Origin of the sequence: Kordia jejudonensis (assembly GCF_001005315.1) — a bacterium.
Lineage (GTDB): Bacteria > Bacteroidota > Bacteroidia > Flavobacteriales > Flavobacteriaceae > Kordia > Kordia jejudonensis.
Genome location: NZ_LBMG01000011.1, coordinates 33,382 through 53,620 on the forward strand (window position 1 = coordinate 33,382; position 20,239 = coordinate 53,620).

General features: G+C 33.9%; 20 protein-coding genes. 11 read left to right on the forward strand and 9 right to left on the reverse strand.

Translation table 11 applies throughout. The features are described 5' to 3' along the window. Nucleotides 1–8: 8 nt before the first annotated feature. The 4 genes from rplM to tsf all read left to right on the forward strand — a co-directional run bounded on the left by rplM (nucleotide 9) and on the right by tsf (nucleotide 2,889). Nucleotides 9–464, forward strand: a complete 456-nt coding sequence (gene rplM, locus AA089_RS07955) for a 50S ribosomal protein L13 (protein ID WP_046756416.1) — start codon at nucleotides 9–11, stop codon at nucleotides 462–464. 1 nt (nucleotide 465) lies between these two features. Next, nucleotides 466–852: a 30S ribosomal protein S9 gene (gene rpsI, locus AA089_RS07960; RefSeq protein ID WP_046756417.1), complete on the forward strand. Its 387-nt coding sequence runs from the start codon at nucleotides 466–468 to the stop codon at nucleotides 850–852. Between the two features lie 177 nt (nucleotides 853–1,029). Further along, nucleotides 1,030–1,818: a 30S ribosomal protein S2 gene (gene rpsB, locus AA089_RS07965; RefSeq protein WP_046756418.1), complete on the forward strand. Its 789-nt coding sequence runs from the start codon at nucleotides 1,030–1,032 to the stop codon at nucleotides 1,816–1,818. Between the two features lie 105 nt (nucleotides 1,819–1,923). Beyond that, on the forward strand, nucleotides 1,924–2,889 hold the full coding sequence (tsf, locus tag AA089_RS07970; RefSeq protein ID WP_046756419.1) for a translation elongation factor Ts: 966 nt from the start codon (nucleotides 1,924–1,926) through the stop codon (nucleotides 2,887–2,889). Nucleotides 2,890–2,965: 76 nt separating this feature from the next. On the opposite strand, the gene AA089_RS07975 is transcribed toward tsf, so the two are convergent. From AA089_RS07975 to AA089_RS07985, 3 genes are all read right to left on the reverse strand, one after another. After that, nucleotides 2,966–3,217 (reverse strand): hypothetical protein, encoded by a 252-nt coding sequence (locus tag AA089_RS07975; RefSeq protein WP_046756420.1) that lies wholly within the window; start codon nucleotides 3,215–3,217, stop codon nucleotides 2,966–2,968. A 240-nt stretch (nucleotides 3,218–3,457) separates the two neighbouring features. Next, nucleotides 3,458–3,697, reverse strand: coding sequence for a hypothetical protein (locus AA089_RS07980; RefSeq protein WP_046756421.1), 240 nt, complete (start codon nucleotides 3,695–3,697; stop codon nucleotides 3,458–3,460). Nucleotides 3,698–4,026: 329 nt separating this feature from the next. After that, a complete protein-coding gene (locus AA089_RS07985) occupies nucleotides 4,027–4,287 on the reverse strand; it encodes a hypothetical protein (protein ID WP_046756422.1) in 261 nt (86 codons plus the stop codon). A 249-nt stretch (nucleotides 4,288–4,536) separates the two neighbouring features. On the opposite strand from AA089_RS07985, the gene pyrH reads away from it, so the two are divergent. The 5 genes from pyrH to asnS all read left to right on the forward strand — a co-directional run bounded on the left by pyrH (nucleotide 4,537) and on the right by asnS (nucleotide 12,870). Next, nucleotides 4,537–5,244, forward strand: a complete 708-nt coding sequence (pyrH, locus tag AA089_RS07990) for a UMP kinase (RefSeq protein ID WP_046756501.1) — start codon at nucleotides 4,537–4,539, stop codon at nucleotides 5,242–5,244. Nucleotides 5,245–5,356: 112 nt separating this feature from the next. Then, nucleotides 5,357–5,911, forward strand: coding sequence for a ribosome recycling factor (gene frr, locus AA089_RS07995; protein ID WP_046756423.1), 555 nt, complete (start codon nucleotides 5,357–5,359; stop codon nucleotides 5,909–5,911). 185 nt (nucleotides 5,912–6,096) lie between these two features. After that, nucleotides 6,097–8,619, forward strand: coding sequence for a DUF5686 and carboxypeptidase-like regulatory domain-containing protein (locus AA089_RS08000; RefSeq protein ID WP_046756424.1), 2,523 nt, complete (start codon nucleotides 6,097–6,099; stop codon nucleotides 8,617–8,619). Between the two features lie 49 nt (nucleotides 8,620–8,668). Then, the gene (locus tag AA089_RS08005; protein ID WP_046756425.1) at nucleotides 8,669–11,098 is read left to right on the forward strand and encodes an efflux RND transporter permease subunit; all 2,430 of its coding nucleotides are present in this window, start codon (nucleotides 8,669–8,671) and stop codon (nucleotides 11,096–11,098) included. A 329-nt stretch (nucleotides 11,099–11,427) separates the two neighbouring features. Next, nucleotides 11,428–12,870: an asparagine--tRNA ligase gene (gene asnS, locus AA089_RS08010; protein ID WP_046756426.1), complete on the forward strand. Its 1,443-nt coding sequence runs from the start codon at nucleotides 11,428–11,430 to the stop codon at nucleotides 12,868–12,870. Nucleotides 12,871–13,103: 233 nt separating this feature from the next. Here asnS and AA089_RS08015 read toward each other — a convergent pair whose 3' ends face one another. Together AA089_RS08015 and AA089_RS08020 are read right to left on the reverse strand one after the other, a co-directional pair. Beyond that, nucleotides 13,104–13,385, reverse strand: a complete 282-nt coding sequence (locus tag AA089_RS08015) for a hypothetical protein (protein ID WP_046756427.1) — start codon at nucleotides 13,383–13,385, stop codon at nucleotides 13,104–13,106. 257 nt (nucleotides 13,386–13,642) lie between these two features. After that, nucleotides 13,643–15,331, reverse strand: a complete 1,689-nt coding sequence (locus AA089_RS08020; protein ID WP_082113229.1) for a tetratricopeptide repeat protein — start codon at nucleotides 15,329–15,331, stop codon at nucleotides 13,643–13,645. Nucleotides 15,332–15,722: 391 nt separating this feature from the next. Between AA089_RS08020 and rpoN the strand changes: the two genes are divergently transcribed. Then, a complete protein-coding gene (gene rpoN, locus AA089_RS08025) occupies nucleotides 15,723–17,180 on the forward strand; it encodes an RNA polymerase factor sigma-54 (RefSeq protein ID WP_046756429.1) in 1,458 nt (485 codons plus the stop codon). A 57-nt stretch (nucleotides 17,181–17,237) separates the two neighbouring features. Next, nucleotides 17,238–17,780 carry a hypothetical protein gene (locus AA089_RS08030; RefSeq protein WP_162200424.1) on the forward strand — a complete coding sequence of 181 codons (543 nt, stop codon included), beginning with the start codon at nucleotides 17,238–17,240 and terminating at the stop codon, nucleotides 17,778–17,780. Nucleotides 17,781–17,869: 89 nt separating this feature from the next. Here the strand turns inward: AA089_RS08030 and AA089_RS08035 are convergent, their stop codons facing one another. The 4 genes from AA089_RS08035 to AA089_RS08050 form a co-directional block, all read right to left on the reverse strand. Further along, on the reverse strand, nucleotides 17,870–18,586 hold the full coding sequence (locus AA089_RS08035) for a porin family protein (RefSeq protein WP_046756502.1): 717 nt from the start codon (nucleotides 18,584–18,586) through the stop codon (nucleotides 17,870–17,872). 108 nt (nucleotides 18,587–18,694) lie between these two features. Then, nucleotides 18,695–19,174 carry an ExbD/TolR family protein gene (locus AA089_RS08040; protein WP_046756431.1) on the reverse strand — a complete coding sequence of 160 codons (480 nt, stop codon included), beginning with the start codon at nucleotides 19,172–19,174 and terminating at the stop codon, nucleotides 18,695–18,697. Between the two features lie 13 nt (nucleotides 19,175–19,187). Continuing rightward, the gene (locus AA089_RS08045) at nucleotides 19,188–19,805 is read right to left on the reverse strand and encodes an ExbD/TolR family protein (protein WP_046756432.1); all 618 of its coding nucleotides are present in this window, start codon (nucleotides 19,803–19,805) and stop codon (nucleotides 19,188–19,190) included. Between the two features lie 2 nt (nucleotides 19,806–19,807). Then, nucleotides 19,808–20,215: a hypothetical protein gene (locus tag AA089_RS08050; RefSeq protein WP_046756433.1), complete on the reverse strand. Its 408-nt coding sequence runs from the start codon at nucleotides 20,213–20,215 to the stop codon at nucleotides 19,808–19,810. Nucleotides 20,216–20,239: the final 24 nt, after the last annotated feature.

Consider the following 20,239-nt stretch of genomic DNA (forward strand, 5'->3'; position numbering starts at 1 on the left):
AAATTAGTGTGGACACATTAAGCTACAAAACAATTTCAGCCAACAAAGCAACTGCAGACAAGCAGTGGGTTTTGATTGATGCTGAAGGACAGACGCTAGGGCGTATGGCTTCTAAGGTAGCAAAATTACTTAGAGGTAAGTACAAGCCTAGCTTTACACCACATGCTGATTGCGGAGATAATGTTGTAATTATCAATGCAGAAAAAATCAACTTAACTGGAAACAAATGGACGGACAAATCTTATATTCGTCACACAGGTTATCCAGGTGGACAAAGATCACTAACTGCATCGGAACTTTTCGAAAAAGATCCAGCAAAAATAGTGGAAAAATCAGTGAAAGGAATGTTACCAAAAAACAAATTAGGTAGCGCATTATTCCGTAACCTAAAAGTTTATGTTGGTTCTGAGCACGGACAAGAAGCTCAAAAACCAAAACTTATTAACTTAAATGATTTAATGTAACATGGAAGTTATTCACAAAATTGGTCGTAGAAAGACCGCTGTTGCTCGTGTATATGTTACTCCAGGAACTGGAAACATTACCGTAAACAAGAAAGCGTTTGAAACGTATTTCCCAACACCAACACTACAGTACAAAGTAAAGCAACCATTTGCTTTAACAGAAACTGTTGACACATATGACGTAAACGTAAACGTATATGGTGGTGGAGCTACTGGACAAGCTGAAGCTGTTCGTTTGGCAATCTCAAGAGTATTATGTGAGATCGATGCTGAAAACAGATTAGCACTAAAACCAGAAGGATTATTAACAAGAGATCCTAGAATGGTTGAACGTAAGAAATTTGGACAGAAGAAAGCTCGTAAGAAATTCCAGTTCTCGAAACGTTAATCTATCTCGTTTTTTCACAAAACGTATAGTTCATTTATTATTGAAATTAAAAAACATGTTGTCGTTGTTTCGCATACAGCGAAATTTAGTTTAGCATCTAAATAGAGAAGACCAATTACAAAATACAATTGCTACTTACCTATTGCTAATTCAACGGAACGTAAACTATTTACAAAAATGGCAAATAACATAGAAGTAAAAGACTTACTTGATGCAGGTGTACACTTTGGTCACTTGACAAGAAAATGGGATCCAAACATGGCGCCGTATATCTACATGGAGCGCAATGGAATCCACATCATTAACTTATATAAAACTGCAGCAAAAATCAGCGAAGCTAACGAAGCTTTAAAGAAAATTGCAGCATCTGGTAGAAAAATACTTTTCGTAGCTACCAAAAAACAAGCAAAAGACATCGTTGCTGAAAAAGCAGGGAATGCTAACATGCCGTACATCACTGAAAGATGGCCAGGTGGAATGTTAACAAACTTTGTAACGATCAGAAAAGCCGTTAAAAAAATGGCTTCTATTGATAGAATGAAGAAAGATGGAACGTTCATGACTTTATCTAAGAAAGAACGTTTACAAGTTGATCGTTTAAGAGCAAAATTAGAGAAAAACTTAGGTTCTATCTCTGATATGACACGTCTTCCAGGTGCATTGTTCGTAGTAGACATCAAACGTGAACACATCGCGATTAAAGAAGCTCAAAAATTAAACATTCCAATTTTTGCAATGGTTGATACAAATTCTGACCCAAGAGAGGTTGATTATGTAATTCCTGCAAATGATGATGCTTCTAAATCAATCGAGAATATCTTAACTCACGTTACAGATGCTGTAATCGAAGGATTATCTGAGAGAAAAGCTGAAAAGGAAGCTAAAAAAGCTGAGAAAGAAGCTACTGCTCCAAAAGCAGAAGCTCCTGCAAAAGCGGAAGCTCCAGCAAAAGAAGAAACAAAATAATTATTATTTAACGTTGATGCGTTAATTTGCCATATGAAGAATCGTAGTTTTGCTGCCTCTTTAAAAAATGTCGAATTAACGCATAAACATTAAAACAAAAATAAAATGGCAAAAATTACAGCCGCAGAAGTAGGTAAATTAAGAAAAGCTACAGGTGCAGGAATGATGGACTGCAAAAAAGCATTAGTTGAAGCAGAAGGTGACTTCGATAAAGCAATTGATATTCTTCGTAAGAAAGGTCAGAAAGTTGCTGCTAAAAGAGCAGATCGTGACTCTTCAGAAGGTGTTGCTGCTGCAAAAGTAAATGCAGACAATACTGCTGGTGTAGCAATCGTTTTAGGATGTGAAACTGATTTCGTTGGTAAAAACGAAAGCTTCGTTTCTTTAGCGAAAGATTTTGCTGAGCTAGCAATTAACTACAATTCAAAAGAAGAATTTTTAGCTGCTGATTTCGGTGGAATGACAGTTGCTGAAAAGTTAACAGAGCAAACAGGTGTTATTGGAGAAAAAATTGACATTAATGCATTCGAAAAAATCGAAGCTGCTTATGTTGGTTCTTACGTTCATATTAACAAAATTGCCGCTGTTGTTGGATTAAGTGCAAAAGTTGACAACGCTGACACATTAGCGAAAGACTTAGCAATGCAAATTGCTTCTATGGGAGCAACTACATTATCTTACAAAGATTTTGATCCTGCATTCGTTGCCTCTGAAACAGAAGCAAGAATTGCTGCTATTGAAAAAGAAAACGAAGAATTAGTACGTTTAGGAAAAACATTGAAAAATGTTCCTCAGTACATTTCTATGTCTCAGTTATCAGAAGAAGTTTTAGCAAAAGCTGAAGAAGATGCAAAAGCTCAATTAGCTGCTGAAGGAAAACCAGAAAAAATCTGGGATCGTATCTTACCAGGAAAAATGGAAAGATTCATTTCTGACAATACTACGTTAGACAAAGAACAATGTTTATTAGACCAAGACTTTATCAAAGATGAAAAGTCTACCGTTGCAAAATACGTTTCTTCTTTTGGAGATGTTGAAGTAACAGGTTTCAAACGTGTATCTTTAGGATAAGCTATCTTATTCAAATATAATAAAAGAGGTCATTTATTAAAATGACCTCTTTTTGTTTTAAAAATTGACTATGTCATTAGCATCCAATCCCTACTACGGTTATTGTTGCCGTACAGTGTAAAGATGGGTCTGGATCCTGACATCCTGGGTGACCTGACCAACAAGTAGTTTCCTGTGTATTTGGACATTCTTCCGATCCTAAAACTGGACAACACATGTTTCCTACTTGTGTAATTGTATAGGCTTGTTTTGGTCCTCCTCCATGAATATTGGACAAGTTAGAGATGTCAATCTTGTTTAAGCCTAATTTTAATTTTTGTTTTTTCATAATTTTAATTTTTAAATAATTAATACTTTGAAAAATTGTGCACCTTTTTCATATTTCAAAACTATGGAAAACGATACTAAAGAACACTACAGATTTTATAAGCGTCGAACACTTTTTGTAAACGTTGATTATTTACTTAAAATTTTAACTTTTGTACGTATATACACTACAAAATAGTAGTATAAAAAAAAGTTGTCAAACTAATGACAACTTCTATATGGTAACGATTTATACGATATGCTAACAATATTGATTGTATGTGAATATAGTACAATCAGTATTCATATGCGAATTAAACCCACAATCTGACGCCAACGTTTCGCCGCATTCAAAACCGCCTTGTGTTTCACAATATGCAGTTTCTCCACAATTATTGTCACTACATAGTCTAATACTTCCAGCTCCTTTTATTGTGTGCAAGTTTTGCAAATTTGAAATATTCAATTTTTTCAATCCTAGTGTTATTTTTTTTCTTTTCATGGTAAGTTGATTTAAAATTAGTAGCAGTAATGAAAAAATGAGGCTGACTAAAAATATAGATTTCGTCAAACCGAACTGGATTTAAATGACGTTGTAACCACTTTTTCAGAAAGCCTCATTTCTCTTGAGTCTATAAAAACACTTCTTACTTTAAATTGTCGTTATTAGTAAACTTTATATTTCGATCTTATTTTCTTTTTCATAGCAGTAAGTAAAATATAAAGACATAAACTTATTACAGTACTAATATTTCAAAATAAAAAGTGTTTTTTAATTTGGATAAATGTGTGTTGCTTGCGTATTACATACTTAAAATATGTTACAAAAGTTTAGCAAGGTACTCCTTCAGTGTAAAAACATACGCAAGTTGCTTCGTGCGTTTGACAATTTCCTGTTGGATCTGGATCACATTTTGGTATTCCTGAATGGCAAGTTGTCAATTCTGTATTTGGACATTCATTAGTATTACCCGTAGTATCAATGAATGGACAAGTACAACTTCCAATTCTCGTATCATTTCCTCCTTTTAAAGAATTTAAATTTGAAATACTTCTTTTGTTCAATCCTAATTTAAAATTTTGCTTTTTCATAATAATTTTTATTTGTTGATCTTTTTCAAAACAAAGATATCTAGACTCATTCTCACAAATTGTTAATATTTTCATAAGAAATTACTTATAAATATTTAAAGATTTTATCAAATACATAAGCTTTATTAATGCTTTCACACTTTAACATTAGTAATTACTTTGGTTTGTACTAAATTGAATCTTCTCTTTTAAAAACATTTTTACACGCTTCATTATTTATTATATTTGCAAAACTCATCATTAGAAGCAATGCAATACAAAAGAATTTTACTCAAATTATCAGGCGAAGCGCTCATGGGCGAAAGAAACTATGGAATAGATCCGAAACGTTTAGCCGAATATGCCGAAGAGATTAAACAAGTAGTCAATTTAGGAATACAAGTAGCCATCGTTATTGGCGGAGGAAATATTTTTAGAGGTGTTGCTGGTGCCAGCAATGGTATGGACAGAGTACAAGGCGATCATATGGGAATGCTAGCTACTGTAATCAACGGATTGGCACTACAAAGTGCTTTGGAAGATGCAGATGTACACACGCGTTTACTAACTGCATTGGAAATTAAAGAAGTTGCCGAACCGTACATCAAACGAAAAGCCATTCGTCATTTAGAAAAAGGACGTGTTGTTATTTTTGGTGCAGGAACAGGAAATCCATACTTCACAACCGATTCAGCAGCCGTTTTACGTGCTATTGAAGTACATGCAGATGTCATTTTGAAAGGAACGCGTGTAGACGGTATTTACAATGAAGATCCTGAAAAAAATACGTCTGCCGTAAAGTTTGATCATATTTCATTTGATGAAGTATTAAAACAAGGATTGAAAGTAATGGATACAACTGCTTTTACGCTAAGTCAAGAAAACGAATTGCCCATCATTGTATTTGATATGAACACGCAAGGAAACCTTCTCAAAGTCGTTTCAGGTGAAAATATTGGAACAAAAGTGAACTTGTAAAATAGAATATGGCGTAGTTTTTGATTTTAATCGAACAATAACAAAAAATATTTTTAAATTAGTAATGATATAGAAAGTACCATGACTACTTTCATTAATAATTTTTCACAATATGAACGAAGACATAAAATTTATTATAGATTCCACAAAAGAAGCAATGGATAATGCCATTACACACTTAAACAAGCAATTATTAGGAATTAGAGCTGGTAAAGCTTCGCCTGCAATGCTATCAAGTGTTATGGTTGACTATTACGGTTCGCAAACACCGTTATCACAAGTTGCCAATGTAAACAGTACAGATGCACGTACAATTACCATTCAACCTTGGGAAAAAAGTATGATTCAAGAAATTGAAAAAGGTATTATGGTTGCCAATCTTGGATTTAATCCAATGAATAATGGTGAGTCTGTAATTATCAATGTTCCTGCATTAACGGAAGAACGCCGTAGAGAATTAGCAAAACAATCAAAAAGTGAAGCTGATCATGCAAAAGTTGGAGTGCGTAATGCGCGACAAGATGCTAACAAAGAAATTAAAAGTTTGGATGTTTCTGATGACGTTAAAAAGAACGCAGAAATAGATGTGCAATCACTAACAGATTCATACGTAAAGAAGATTGACGACATTTACGTGTTGAAAGAAAAAGAAATTATGACGGTTTAAAAAACGTTAAACTTATAATAAACTAATAATAAAGCGACATTCAGTCGCTTTATTTTTTGTAACATTATACCAAAGTATTCGTTATACCTTAAAGCATGTTGGGAATTTGCGTAAATTAAGAAGTTATCACGACTATTCTAATGACAAATACATTCCTAATTGACATCTAAAAATTAACTCAACAGATGAAAAAATCTTTACTGATTTTTATTTTATTGTTTTCCACTATTTCTATGTTTGCACAACAAACAGTTTCAGGAATTGTAATTGATAAGAAAACAAAAGAATCACTTCCTTTTGCAAACGTATTAACTTCCGCATCAAAAGGAACAATTACAGATGCCGAAGGTAAGTTTACGCTCAACCTGAAAAAAGGAACAACCACTATTCGTGTTTCGTACATTGGCTATAAAACACAAACGGTTCCGATTAATGAAAATACTTCTTTCCTTAAAATAAGCTTAGAACCTTCTCAAGAATCATTAGACGCTGTTGTATTATACAATAAGGAAAATCCTGCATTACAGATTATTCGAGATGCCATTAAACGCAAAAATGATAACGATCCAGAACGGAAACTAAATACCTTTAAACTCAACTCATACAACAAACTTTTAGTAACTGCCAATCCTGATTCTATTAACGGACAAATAGATTCTATCTACACCAAAAAAGATGGAAAACTTGTTTTTAAAGAAGTTGATTCTTCAAATTATAGTTTCAAGAAAGACATGACGCGAAGTCATATTTACATGACCGAAAAAGTGAGTGAAGTATCGTTTAGTTCCTCCAAAGGGAAACGCGAAAAAATTCTAGCTACGCGCATGGCAGGTTTCAAAGAACCTATTTATGAAGTATTAGGACTCAAAATTCAGTCATTTTCTTTCTACAAAAACGAATATGATTTATTTGGAACTTCGTATGCAGGTCCGTTAGCAAACAATGCGTTGGCAACGTACAATTACAAAATATTAGATACGGTTACCAATAACAACCGAGATGCATACATGATTTACTACAGTCCAAAAAAGAAAGGAAAAACATCTGGCTTGGAAGGTATTTTATATGTTGACCAACAATCATACGCGTTGCAAAAAGCAATTGCAGAAATAAAAGGTGTTATTGATATCAAAGCCGTTCAAAATTTTGAGTACAATCAAACCTTTGAAGTTTGGTTTCCAACCGATAAAGAAATCAATATCCGCAAAGGAAAAACAGACGATTCCGTTTCTATCTTAGGAAGTACGGTAAAAGTTCAACGTGGCAATCCGCAAGACAGTACAAAAGTAGTCCGCACAAACAAACAAGATGCCAGCGACTTTGTTTATCTCAGTTCAAAAACAAAGAATTTTGACTTAGCCATCAACACAGAAGTTTCCATAAAAGGACGTGGTTTGGCTATTGAAATTGACGAGCAAGCACATGATAGAACAGAAGAATTTTGGAATCAGTACCGAACGGACAGCATTTCCAAACGTGGGAAAGAAACCTATGTTGTGTTGGACAGTATTATTGCCGAAGACGGCGTTGAAAAAGATATCTATTTGGCTAGAAAACTTCTAAAAGGCTACTATCCAACAAAGTACATCGATTTAGACTTGCGCTATCTGGTAAAATACAACAACTACGAAGCCTTTCGTTTAGGACTTGGTGGTGTAACCAATGCAAACTTTTCTACCAAATATCGTTTAAATGGTTACGGAGTATACGGAACACGTGATAAAGATTTTAAATTTGGAGTTGGCGGCGCAGCACGATTGGACAAGCGTACGCAAACTTGGTTTGGAATATCGTATACAGATGATTTAGTGGAAACAGGAAGTTCGCGATTCATCACAGACAGACGTGCATTTTCACTATTTGAACCGCGTTTATTCAATATTGATTTATTTTATGAAGTAAAACGTTTAACGACCAATATAGAACATCAAATTACCGCAAAAACACATGCCAATTTGATGCTTTCCAGAAGCAATGTAGAATCGACCTATGATTATGGTTTTGTAAACAACGGCGAAATATTTAACGCATACGACATCGTAGAAGCTACTTTTTCGGTACAATGGAATCCGTTTAGCGAATATATGCAAACGCGTCACGGACGTACAGAAATAAAACGTGGTTTTCCACAATTCGCTTTTCAAGCAACGCAAAGTTTTGATGGTTTTCTTGGTGGCGATTTCAACTATACAAAACTAGATGCCCGAATTGTGCATGAAATTCGTCCAATTGACAAAGGTGTCACTTCATTTTTGGTAAAAGGTGGTTTGGGAATTGGAGACATTCCAATTTCACATTTATACCATACTTCGCCAAACAATCCTAACAAAGATGTGCTTTTACAGCGTTTTTCAATTGCTGGAAGAAACAGTTTTGAAACCATGTATTTCAATGAGTTTTTCTCTGATAAATATGCGATGTTTCAAGCAAAACATCAGTTTAAACCGTTTAAAATCACGAAAAATTTCCGTCCTGAAATGACGTTAATTACACGTTTTGCAATTGGTGACGCTGAAAATATTGAACGTCACTTAGGGCAAGAGTTTAATTCACTAAAACACGGATATTCGGAATCTGGTTTTGAAATCAACAAACTTTTTGCTGGTTTCGGATTGAGTTTTATGTACAGATATGGCGCCTACAATTTGCCAAAATTTGAAGATAACGTATCATTTAAATTCACGTATTATTTTAGTTTAGGATTTTAAGCACGACTTCATTCGTTTTTGCTAAATTTGCATGAGCAAAAATGATACAATGATTAAATGGATAAATACGCGGTTTTGGGCAAGTGTTGCTAGATTGATTCTTAGAAACAGAATTATCATCTTATCACTTGTAGTTGCCATGACCATTTTCTTAGGAAGTCAATGGGAAAACATGCGATTTTCCTACACAGAAGCCAATTTACTTCCTGATAATCATCCTGTTAATATAGAATACAACAAATTTCTTGATATTTTTGGCGAAGAAGGAAATCTTATCATTCTTGCTGTAAAAGACAGTTCTGTATTTACTCCCGAAAAATTTAACGCCTGGAATCGACTTAGTAAACAATTTAATGCAAAACCTGAAGTTTCTGCGGTAATCTCTACCGAAAATCTAAAAAAACTTATCAAAGATGACAAAAATGAAAGCTTTACGCTGAAAGATTTAGTCTCAGGAGAAGTAAAAACACAAGCCGAAGTTGACGAAATAAAAAACGAACTCTTTAACAATCTTCCATTCTACGAAAGTTTACTGTTTAATGATGAACAAACCATTCGTACGGCGGTTTATCTTGACAAAGAAATTGTAAATACCATTGTCCGTAAAGACTTTATTTATGATGAAGTGTTGCCACTCATTGAAAACTTTGAAAACGAAACAGGACTCGATTTACGGGTTTCAGGAATGCCGTACATCAGGACACTAAATTCGCAAAATATTGTGGATGAAATTGGCTTGTTTATTGGCGCTGCATTGCTCATTACAAGTTTAATATTCTTCTTCTTTTTCCGTTCGTTCCGCGCTACGTTTATTTCCATGGTTGTGGTCATTATTGGTGTCATGTGGGCATTCGGAATCTTAGGATTATTGCATTACGAAATCACAGTATTAACGGCATTAATTCCTCCGTTGATCATCGTTATTGGAATTCCAAACTGTATTTTCTTCATCAATAAATATCAGCAAGAAATAAAAAAACACGGAAACCAAGCCAAATCATTGCAACGTGTTATTTCTAAAATTGGAAACGCTACGTTGATGACTAACGTAACTACGGCAGCTGGTTTTGCAACCTTTATCATCACAGAAAGTAAGTTATTGAAAGAATTTGGTATTGTAGCGTCTATCAATATAATTGCCATTTTTATACTATCGCTATTAATCATTCCAACCATTTATAGCTTTATGGCATTGCCAAAACAAAAACACCTAAATCACTTAAACAAACGTTGGATCAGTGGTTTTGTCGGTTGGATGGAAAACATGGTACGCAACCACAGAGTTGCTGTATATATGACTTCTGTATTGTTACTGACTTTAAGTATTATAGGAATATATCAAATTCGTATTTCAGGAAGTTTGATTGAAGATATGCCACAGCGCGCTGATTTCTTTCAAGACATTCGATTTTTTGAAGAAGAATTTGACGGAATCATGCCGTTGGAAATTATGATTGATACAGATCGTAAAAATGGCGTTACTAAACTTCCGACCTTAAAACGTATGGAAAAGCTTGAAAAAATCATCTTAGAAACACCCGAACTTTCAAAACCTATGTCTATTGTAAGTTTGGCAAAATATTCAAGACAAGCATTCTTTGGTGGATTAGCCAAAAATTATAGCTTACCTTCAACTTTGGAAAATAATATTATTTCGGCATATGCAGTAAAATCAAAATCGAATACGAACTTGCTCAACAGTTTTGTCGACTCTACAGGTCAATATGCACGTATTACAACGTTTATGAAAGATATTGGCACGGACAAAATGGAGCGTATTGAAGAAAATTTACAAAAGCAAATAGACAAAACGTTTAAAGGAGATTACAAAGTGACCATGACAGGAAAAGCGCTTGTTTTCCTAAAAGGAACCAAATATTTAGTCGATAACTTAATCATGTCATTATCGCTAGCTATTTTCCTAATTTCGTTATTTATGGCGTATTTATTCCGTTCATTCCGAATGATTTTAATTTCGTTGGTACCAAACTTACTTCCATTACTCATTACCGCAGGAATGATGGGCTTTTTAGGCGTTCCTATCAAACCTTCAACCATTTTGGTGTTTAGTATTGCTTTTGGTATTTCTGTGGATGATACGATACATTTCTTAGCAAAATATCGACAAGAATTACGCAGTAACAACTGGAAGATTCGCAAATCAGTATATGCGGCATTGCGCGAAACGGGCGTAAGTATGTTTTATACGTCTATTGTATTATTCTTTGGATTCTCAGTATTTATGATCTCTAGTTTTGGTGGAACGGTTGCTTTGGGCGGATTGGTTTCAGCGACATTACTCTTTGCAATGTTAGCTAACTTATTATTACTGCCTTCATTATTGCTTTCGCTAGAACGAAGCATTGCCAATAAACGTGTTTTAAAAGAGCCAAATTTTAGAATAATTCCTGAAAAGGAAAACAGAAAGCTTTCTAAACATACACAAAAAAAAGACGAAGATACTACGGAAAGTATATAAAAAAATAAAGCCTGAAGCTGTTGTTACAGCATTCAGACTCTATTAGGTTCCCCCAAACCTACCTTAATTTACTTAATCATTGAAGACAAATTAAGATTACAATTGATTAATAGCCATGACAAATATAGGTTAAGTACAAGCTCTTAGACAAGGGGAAAATTCCCCTTTTTGGTAGGTAAATCCCTTTTATTTTCAGGTATTTCTACGTTTTTACGAATTATTCCACAAAAATAACACACACTTCTTACAAACACTTGCTCATTTTTATCCGTTCACTTTTCATTAGTTTTAGGTAATGAACTATATTTGTCGCCTAAATTATTATTGAGATGAAATCATACACAGTAGCTGAGTTATTGAGCTCAGAAACATTAGTACAAGAAGTTATTGTAAAAGGTTGGGTACGAACGTTTAGAGCAAATCGTTTTATTGCTTTAAATGATGGTTCTACAATTAATAATATTCAATGTGTTGTTGATTTTGAGAATACCAATGAAGAAACCTTAAAACGTATCAATACTGGTGCAGCAGTTGCTATTAAAGGAGAATTGATTGAAAGTCAAGGAAAAGGACAAAAAGTAGAAGTTGCTGTAACTGACATTACAATTTTAGGAGATGCAGATCCAGAAGAAGTATCAAAAACGATTCTTCAGCAAAAAAGGCACACGTTAGAAAAATTAAGAGAACAAGCACATTTACGCACACGTACCAATACATTTAGTGCCGTTATGCGTTTGCGATCTTCCTTATCGTTTGCAGTACACAAATATTTCATAGAAAACGGTTTTTACCACGTACATACGCCAATTGTAACGGGAAGTGATGCAGAAGGTGCGGGAGAAATGTTTAGAGTAACTACATTAGATCCTAAAAATCCGCCATTGGATGAAGAAGGAAATGTAGATTATTCACAAGATTTCTTCGGAAAGGAAACCAACTTAACGGTTTCTGGACAGTTAGAAGCAGAAACCTACGCAATGTCGTTAGGAAAAGTATATACATTTGGACCAACATTTAGAGCTGAAAACTCAAATACGTCACGTCATTTGGCAGAATTTTGGATGATTGAACCAGAAGTTGCCTTCATGGATTTGGCTGGAAACATGGACTTGGCAGAAGATTTTATGAAATCAGTGCTTACGTATGTGTTAGAAAACAATACAGATGATTTAGCGTTTCTAGAAAATCGTTTGATTCAAGAAGACAAGTCAAAACCACAAGCTGAACGTAGCGAAATGACATTGACAGAGAAATTGCGTTTTGTAGTTGATAATAATTTTAAACGTGTAAGTTATACGGAAGCAATTGATATTTTACGCAACTCGAAACCAAATAAGAAGAAGAAATTTAAATACCTAATCAACGAATGGGGCGCAGATTTACAAAGTGAACACGAGCGTTTCTTAGTAGAAAAGCACTTTAAATGTCCTGTAATTTTATTTGATTATCCAGCAAATATCAAAGCATTTTACATGCGTTTGAACGAAGATGAAAAAACAGTTCGTGCTATGGATATTTTATTCCCTGGCATTGGAGAAATTGTTGGTGGATCGCAACGTGAAGAGCGTTTGGATGTATTGAAAGAAAAAATGGCAGCGTTAGATATTCCTGAGGAAGAACTTTGGTGGTATTTAGATTTACGTAAATACGGAACAGCTGTACATTCAGGTTTCGGATTAGGTTTTGAACGTTTGGTTATGTTTGCTACAGGAATGAGCAATATTAGAGACGTAATTCCTTATCCAAGAACACCATTAAACGCAGAATTTTAAAATGAACTCGTTTAAACTTTTTTAATTTGCTAAAAAATTGCTCTTTTCAGCCCTGTTTTTACCTTTTTTTCGTTCCGTAGCGCTGCTATGAAACTCAAAAAAGCTGTCAACAGAACTTAAAACTGCTAATTTTCGCCTAAATCTGAAAAGCTTAAACGAGTTCAATGTAAAAAGTGATATAAAAATTAAAAACCGTCAAGATTTTCTTGACGGTTTTTTAGTAAGGTTAAATGCTAACAAAATACCGTTTTATTTGGGTCAAATGGACATGCACATGTTACTAAATCCCTACTAAGACACACAAAACCTTCGCACGAGATGCATTTTGTCTTTTGTTCTGAAATTATCGGAGGATTTGTAGTTGTAGCAGTGATTGTCAATATATCTGTATTGATCAATGTGTTACAAATCACAATAATTTGTGTTTGCTGCGCTCCACCGTGTGCAATTTCCAAATTAGAAATGGTTCGTTTTTGAAGTGTTAGTTTCTTCAAATTCATTTTGCGTTTTTTCATACCTGTTCTGTTTTAATTAGGTTTATAATTTGTAAATCACGAAGTAGTTGTAAAATCCGTTTTCACGTGTTTGTATCGAAAAACTAGCACCTTTATTTCTAGAAATAGTCTATTGAAAATGAATTTTAACAACCTACTTTCGTTTCTCAAAACTAGAAAACTTCGCTTTTTGTAACATCATTTTTACAATGACAAAACTGGGACAATCCTAATAAGAGTAAGGATTTTCCAATAAAACGAGACAAAAACGTGACACACTATAAGCTATGAATGAATTTTTGCAATTCTTTTTCAGAAGTCAAGGTCATTTTTTTACGCAATCGGTATTTTCCTTTGCGGACACTTTCAGGTGAAATGGCTAATATGTTTGCAATTTCTTTGGTGTTAAAGTTGAGTCGAATTAAAGTGGCAAGTTTTAAATCGCCCATAGAATATGAACGCACACTTATTTTGAAGCTTTTAAAAAAGTGAGGATATATGTGTTGAAAAAGTGATTTAAAAGTCAACCAATCATCTTCGGTTAAGATTTTAAAGTTGTATAATTTCTGAATTGTACTTTGAAATGTTTCTTGATCTTTTTCTGTGAATAATTCTTCCGATTGCAATCGAACATACGCATCTAATTCATTTTGAATTTGCACCGTTTTTTTACGCTCTTTGGTAAGTTTATGCTGGATTTTCTTATTGACCAATGTACTTTGTGCAATTCGATTTAATAAAAATTGTTTTCTCCGCTTGTAAAGAAAAAACACAACGCCAAATAACACAACAGCTAAAATGATTACTAAAATTGTCTGTAATTTTTTGATTTTGGCTTCTTGCTGTACAATTTTAATTTTTTCATCTTTCGCTTGAATTTCGCTGATGTATTTTTCTTTCAGAAATTCCTTCTGAGCTTTCATTAGCAACGCTTCTTCTTTTAACTGTTGGTATTTTTTTGAGAACGATAATGCCTTTGGATAGTCATGCAGTTGTTCATAAATCTTAGAAATTAGATACGTACAATTCATCTTATTACTAGAATACATGCTTTTTTGCAACTTATCATATGATTTTTGGGCATATTGCAACGCGACTTCATATTGTTTTAATTCAAAGTAAATTTGCCCAAGCAATAAATGAAGTCCCGCAATTTTCTTTTTTTTCTTAAATTTTTCAACCCATTCGGCACAAATCAATGCTGTTTGTAACGCTTCATTGTATCTTCCCGTATAATAATATACTTTTGCAATTTCTGTATTTGTCAATACCAAATGAAATTGTTGTTTTAGCGTTGGCACTCTTTCAGTAACAATTTTTAAGGCTTCCAACAAGTAAAGTTCCGCTTCTCCGTATGCTTTCAATTTTGTATAATATGCAGACATTTTACGGTATACAAATGCTTTGTCCAACTTGGGATTTTTCTCTGTTAAATCGAGTGCCTTTTTAAAGTAAATAATTGCTTCTTCATGCAATCCAAGTTCTACCAAAGCGCTTGCCAACTTTACATGGCTGTTTATTGAAACACGATCATTGTCATAAATTTTCACAATTTCGATGGCTTTCTTATAATTTTTGATAGCTTCTTTTAAGTGTCCTTGCAGCCGTAATACAAAACCTCTGCGGTTACAAATACGAGCTTCGTACAAACCGTCACTGAGTTGCGGAAGTAACTTATCGCCTTCAACTAAATAGTACAAGCTTTTCTCTAGGTCTTCTTTTACAAAAGCATAAAAATCACTCAATTTCAAATACACGGTTATCAAATGATCTGGTTTTTCAATTGATACCAGTCTTGCTTGTTCTAAATAGTACAAAGCAGAATCTTGCTTTACATATGCTATTTCAGCAAATCGCTGTAAATATTTTTCATAAAGCTCTTGTGATGAACTCATCATTTTTGAGCATCCTAAAAAGAAAAATACAAATAAAAGAATGCGCCTTTGATAGAAAAGAAGTAGTTGCATGCAATACGATTTTTAATACTATTTAAAATAACTTTTTTTTCAAAAGTTAAAAAAGGGTGTTATTCCCCAAAAGTGTATTTTTTTTTGCGAGAACTAAAGTAATCTCAAATTCATGCTAAATAGACTTTCACAGTATATTTTCAATAATTTTCATCATCTTTACAATTAAAACAGCACCAATTTTTTCCGCTTGAGCTTCCATTACGATGCAAGGTTTTTTATATTTGTGTAATCACAGAAGTCTGATTTATGCAAAAACGGTATCGTTTTTGATTGATTGGAAAATTAAAACCATCAACAAGAGAGATTTCGTTTATAGATTACGTGTAGAAACAGTACACTAAAAACGTTAGTCAAAATCGGTTCTTTTTGAGGAAACCAACCAATTCATATGCTTAAACAACAACTCAATTTTAGATTATCTCAAAAATTATCTCCACAACAAATCCAGTTGATGAAGTTGATTCAGTTGCCTACACAGGCTTTTGAACAACGCTTAAAGCAAGAATTAGAAGAAAATCCTGCGCTCGATAACGGAAAAGAACAGCTTGAAGAATATGATAGTGACTTGTCTAACGAATATGAAGACGATTATGGCAATGAAACGATTGCTGCCGAAGATATTAATGTTGACGATTATTTGAGCGATGACGAAATTCCGAGTTACCGTTTGCAAGCAAATAATTACAGTGCGGATGATGATGAAAAGAGTGTTCCGTATGCTTCAGGAACTTCGTTTAATCAATATTTAAAAACACAATTAAACACCTTCAGGCTTTCTGACGAAGACAGAGAAATTGCAGAGTTTTTAATTGGAAGTGTGGACGAAAGCGGTTATATCCGTAGACCTTTGGAAGATATTGTAGACGATTTAGCCTTCACGCAAAATATATTTACAACGGACGAAAACGTTGAAAAAATACTAAATATTGTACACGATCTCGATCCTGCTGGAGTTGGCGCACGTGACTTACAAGAATGCTTGTTGATTCAACTACGCAGAAAAGATCCGACGCCATCAATAGACTTGGCAATTGATATTTTAGACAAGTCTTTTGAGCATTTTACCAAGAAACATTATAAGAAGCTATTACAGAAATTTGATATCACAGAAGTAGATTTACGCGATGCAATTTTAGAAATTGAACGTTTAAATCCAAAACCTGGTGGATCGTATGGCGGAAATACAAAAATTATAGAACACATTGTTCCAGATTTTACCATTCGTATTGTAGAAGGTATTTTAGAGTTGACGCTAAACGGACGAAATGCACCTGAATTACATGTTTCTAGAGAATACAATGACATGTTGAAAGGCTATAAAGACACGCGTGAAAAAACGAAATCACAGAAAGACGCCGTAATGTTCATTAAGCAAAAGTTAGATGCTGCAAAATGGTTCATAGACGCCATAAAACAACGTCAGCAGACACTTTTAGTGACGATGAATGCCATTCTTCATTATCAAGAGGAATATTTCCTTACGGGAGATGAGCGCAAGCTAAAACCAATGATTTTGAAAGATATTGCCGATATGATTAACATGGACGTTTCTACCGTGTCGCGTGTGGCAAATAGTAAATATGTTGATACACCTTACGGCACAAAATTGATTAAAGAATTTTTCTCTGAATCGATGAAAAATGAGCAAGGAGAAGATGTTTCTACACGAGAAATTAAAAAGATTCTGGAAACGGTTATTGAAGATGAGAGCAAGAAAAAACCGTTAACAGACGAAAAGTTGGCCACTATTTTAAAAGAAAAAGGATATCCAATTGCGCGTAGAACTGTTGCAAAATACAGAGAACAGCTCGATATTCCTGTGGCACGATTACGAAAGAAGATATAGATGCGCACTTTTTTAAAGTTTATATCATACCTTTTTCACCCTATTTTTATTCCAATTATGGCAACAGTTGGCTATTTTTTAGTCACGCCAAGGATGTATGATCTTAATTTTAAGATTGATGTTTCTATCACGACCGTTATTTTTACTATTTGTATTCCGATGCTGATTTTTATCTTGTTGAGGCGTTTTAAAATGATTGATTCTATTTTTTTGAAAGAGGTTTCTCAGCGTAAAGTACCGCTATATATTTACATCCTGATTTTATTTTTAATCATTACCAAAGTGATTACAAAATCTATTTTTGCAGAGTTATTCGATTTTTATTTGGCCACATTAATTTCTTCTGTAATCTGTCTTATGTTAGTATTTTTTAGAATAAAGGCAAGCATGCACATGATGGGAATTTCAGGATTGGTCATGTTTTTAGTCGTCTTGAGTATTTCGTATCAAGTGAATATTACCTTTGCATTGAGTATTTTAATCTTTATGATTGGACTTGTAGCAACTTCCCGATTATTTTTGAAAGCACACACTTTTACTGAACTTGTTATTGGCTTTTTTATTGGCTGGATTCCGCAGTTGTTGGTTACGTATTGGTAATTTGGGTTTTGGGTTTTGGGTTTTGGGTCTTGGGTCTTGGGTCTTTAATCTTGGGTCTTGGGTCTTTGGTGTTGTGAGATTCGCTTGAACTATAATATATAAAACATCAGTCCTACTTTGATGGCGTTCATGTCAAAAGATTCGCCTTCTAAGGTTTTTGTTTCGTCCTTAAAAAGTTGGTTTAATCCATAATAGACATGAAAATTCCATGTATTGTATCCTGCGCTTAGCGTTAGTCCGTACTGAAATCGATTGAAGTCATCATTGGTAAATTTTAAATCTCCGCTGTCTCCCACAAATTTCGAAGTTGCCAACAAGACGTATCCTGCTTTAAATCCTGCATAAATACGCCAAAATTGATATGTCTCTGCCGTGGAAGTTCTCCAACGAAATTCAATAGGAAGTTCTACGATGTGCGTTCTGTATTTGTTTCGTTTGAAATTCTCATCGCTTTCAATTTCTTGATAGGTAATTCCGTTGTCGGTTTGTGTAGCTTTTAAGTTATGGAAGTAAGCATTGTATGAATATCCTAAACCGATTCCTATAGCTTTGTTTCGCTTTTTATTGATTGGAAAATCTCTGATGACACCTAAATGCAATCCGTTTGATAAATTATTTTGTGAAATTCCGCTAGGTCTATTTTGAAGAATATTATACGTAATACCAATATAAAACTGATCTTCACGGTAGTTTGCATCAGGAAGTGTATCCATGACAGGTATAGTATTTTCAACTTCTTCTTGCGCAGTTACATATTGAAAACCTATGATTATGAGCAGTATTCCGACACAGATTCGTTTTGTCATTTCGTTCATTTCTAACGCTAGTTTGTAGATATTTACAACTAAGATACTACAAAAAAAGCACTCTATGTAGAGTGCTTTTTTGATATAAAAATTTAAGATCTTCTATTATTAATTCTGGCTTACATCACCTTTTCTAGTGGTGTAATTAATTTTTAAAGCATTAATTTCACGAAGTTGTTGTTTGATATCAGATATCAATCCCATATTCGTTTCTTTATCTACTTTTAAGGCAGTAATAGCAACGTTTTGATATTCTTGCCCTAGATCATTATTAATAGTATTAAACCAGTAATCTTTGATTTCAGAAACATCTGCAAATTTATCATTTAACTGAATTTTTGCCTGTGTTCCAAATTCTTTTTGATATCGCTCACTTGGTTTCCCAGCATAGATATAAATTACTTTGTCTGTCTTATCAAGTGTTTGTACTTGATTTGCATACGGTAATTCTTGTTTTACCTTGTAATCGTCTTTCTTAAATGTTGTTACCGTCATAAAGAAGAATAATAACATAAATACGATATCTGGTAAAGCTGCTGTAGATACTGGTGGCAATTCACCACTTTTTTTCTTTTTAAATTTAGACATAGTAGCTACGTTTTTAATTACTAGTTTCTGCTTCCGATATTTTTAAAGGATACATATCCTTTATTACATCCATTTTCTTTTTTAAATCTTCTTTTAGCTTTTCGCTGGTTTGAGGATTTGTAGCAATGGAATCCATAGATGTGTACTTCATCTGATATAATTTTTGCGCTTCTCTGTTACGCAAGAAATTATAAGCTCCTACAAGCTCGTTCTGTACTGAGATGAATGTTCCATACTCAGTTTCTCTATCATTTCTAACGGAGATAATAGCTTTATTAGGATGATCTGACGAATCTTCTTTTTTATCTCCTTGGCAATAATTACAAGGCTCTCCGTTTTCATTAGTTCCTCCACCGTTGTCTAAGAATGCAATTGCTGCTTCACGCAAATCGCTCAAAGCCATTACTTCCTCTTCAACAAGCAAATCGTTATTCTTGTTTACTAAAACAGTAAATAAGTTTTTCTGCTTAATAATTGGTGGTGTTACTCCTGGAGGTGGCATTGGTGGTAACTTTCTGTTAATACCTGAGTCCACTTCAAAAGTCGTAGTTACTAAGAAAAAGATAAGCAGTAAGAATGCAATATCTGCCATAGAACCTGCATTAACTTCTGGTATATTTCTTCTTCCCATAATTATTTATTAAGTGATTTTTTTATTCCAAATCCAACCATTGCTAAAATTGCAATTGCTGCTAAAAAGTAAAACATATAAATCCCCATTCCTACTAATTTGGAAGTACCTGGATCTATTGAAATATCTCCTACTTGCACTGGAGACTCACCAGCTGACACGTACGACAGTATTGTTATGATTGCAAATACTGCTAAGAAAATTGCGGATTTCTTTAGTGCTTGTGGATTTGTTGCTAAATTTTTGAGTCCAAAAAATAGTGCTAATGCTGCGGTAATTATTACAAGTACTTCACCAGCATAGATCATTGCATTTCCTGTATCGCCACCAAGAATCAAGGCGTATAGTATAACACCAACAAGTGCTATGACTGCGATAAGGATTGTTAATATTAATTTTAATGATTTCATATTATATGGTATTGTAAAAAGTTG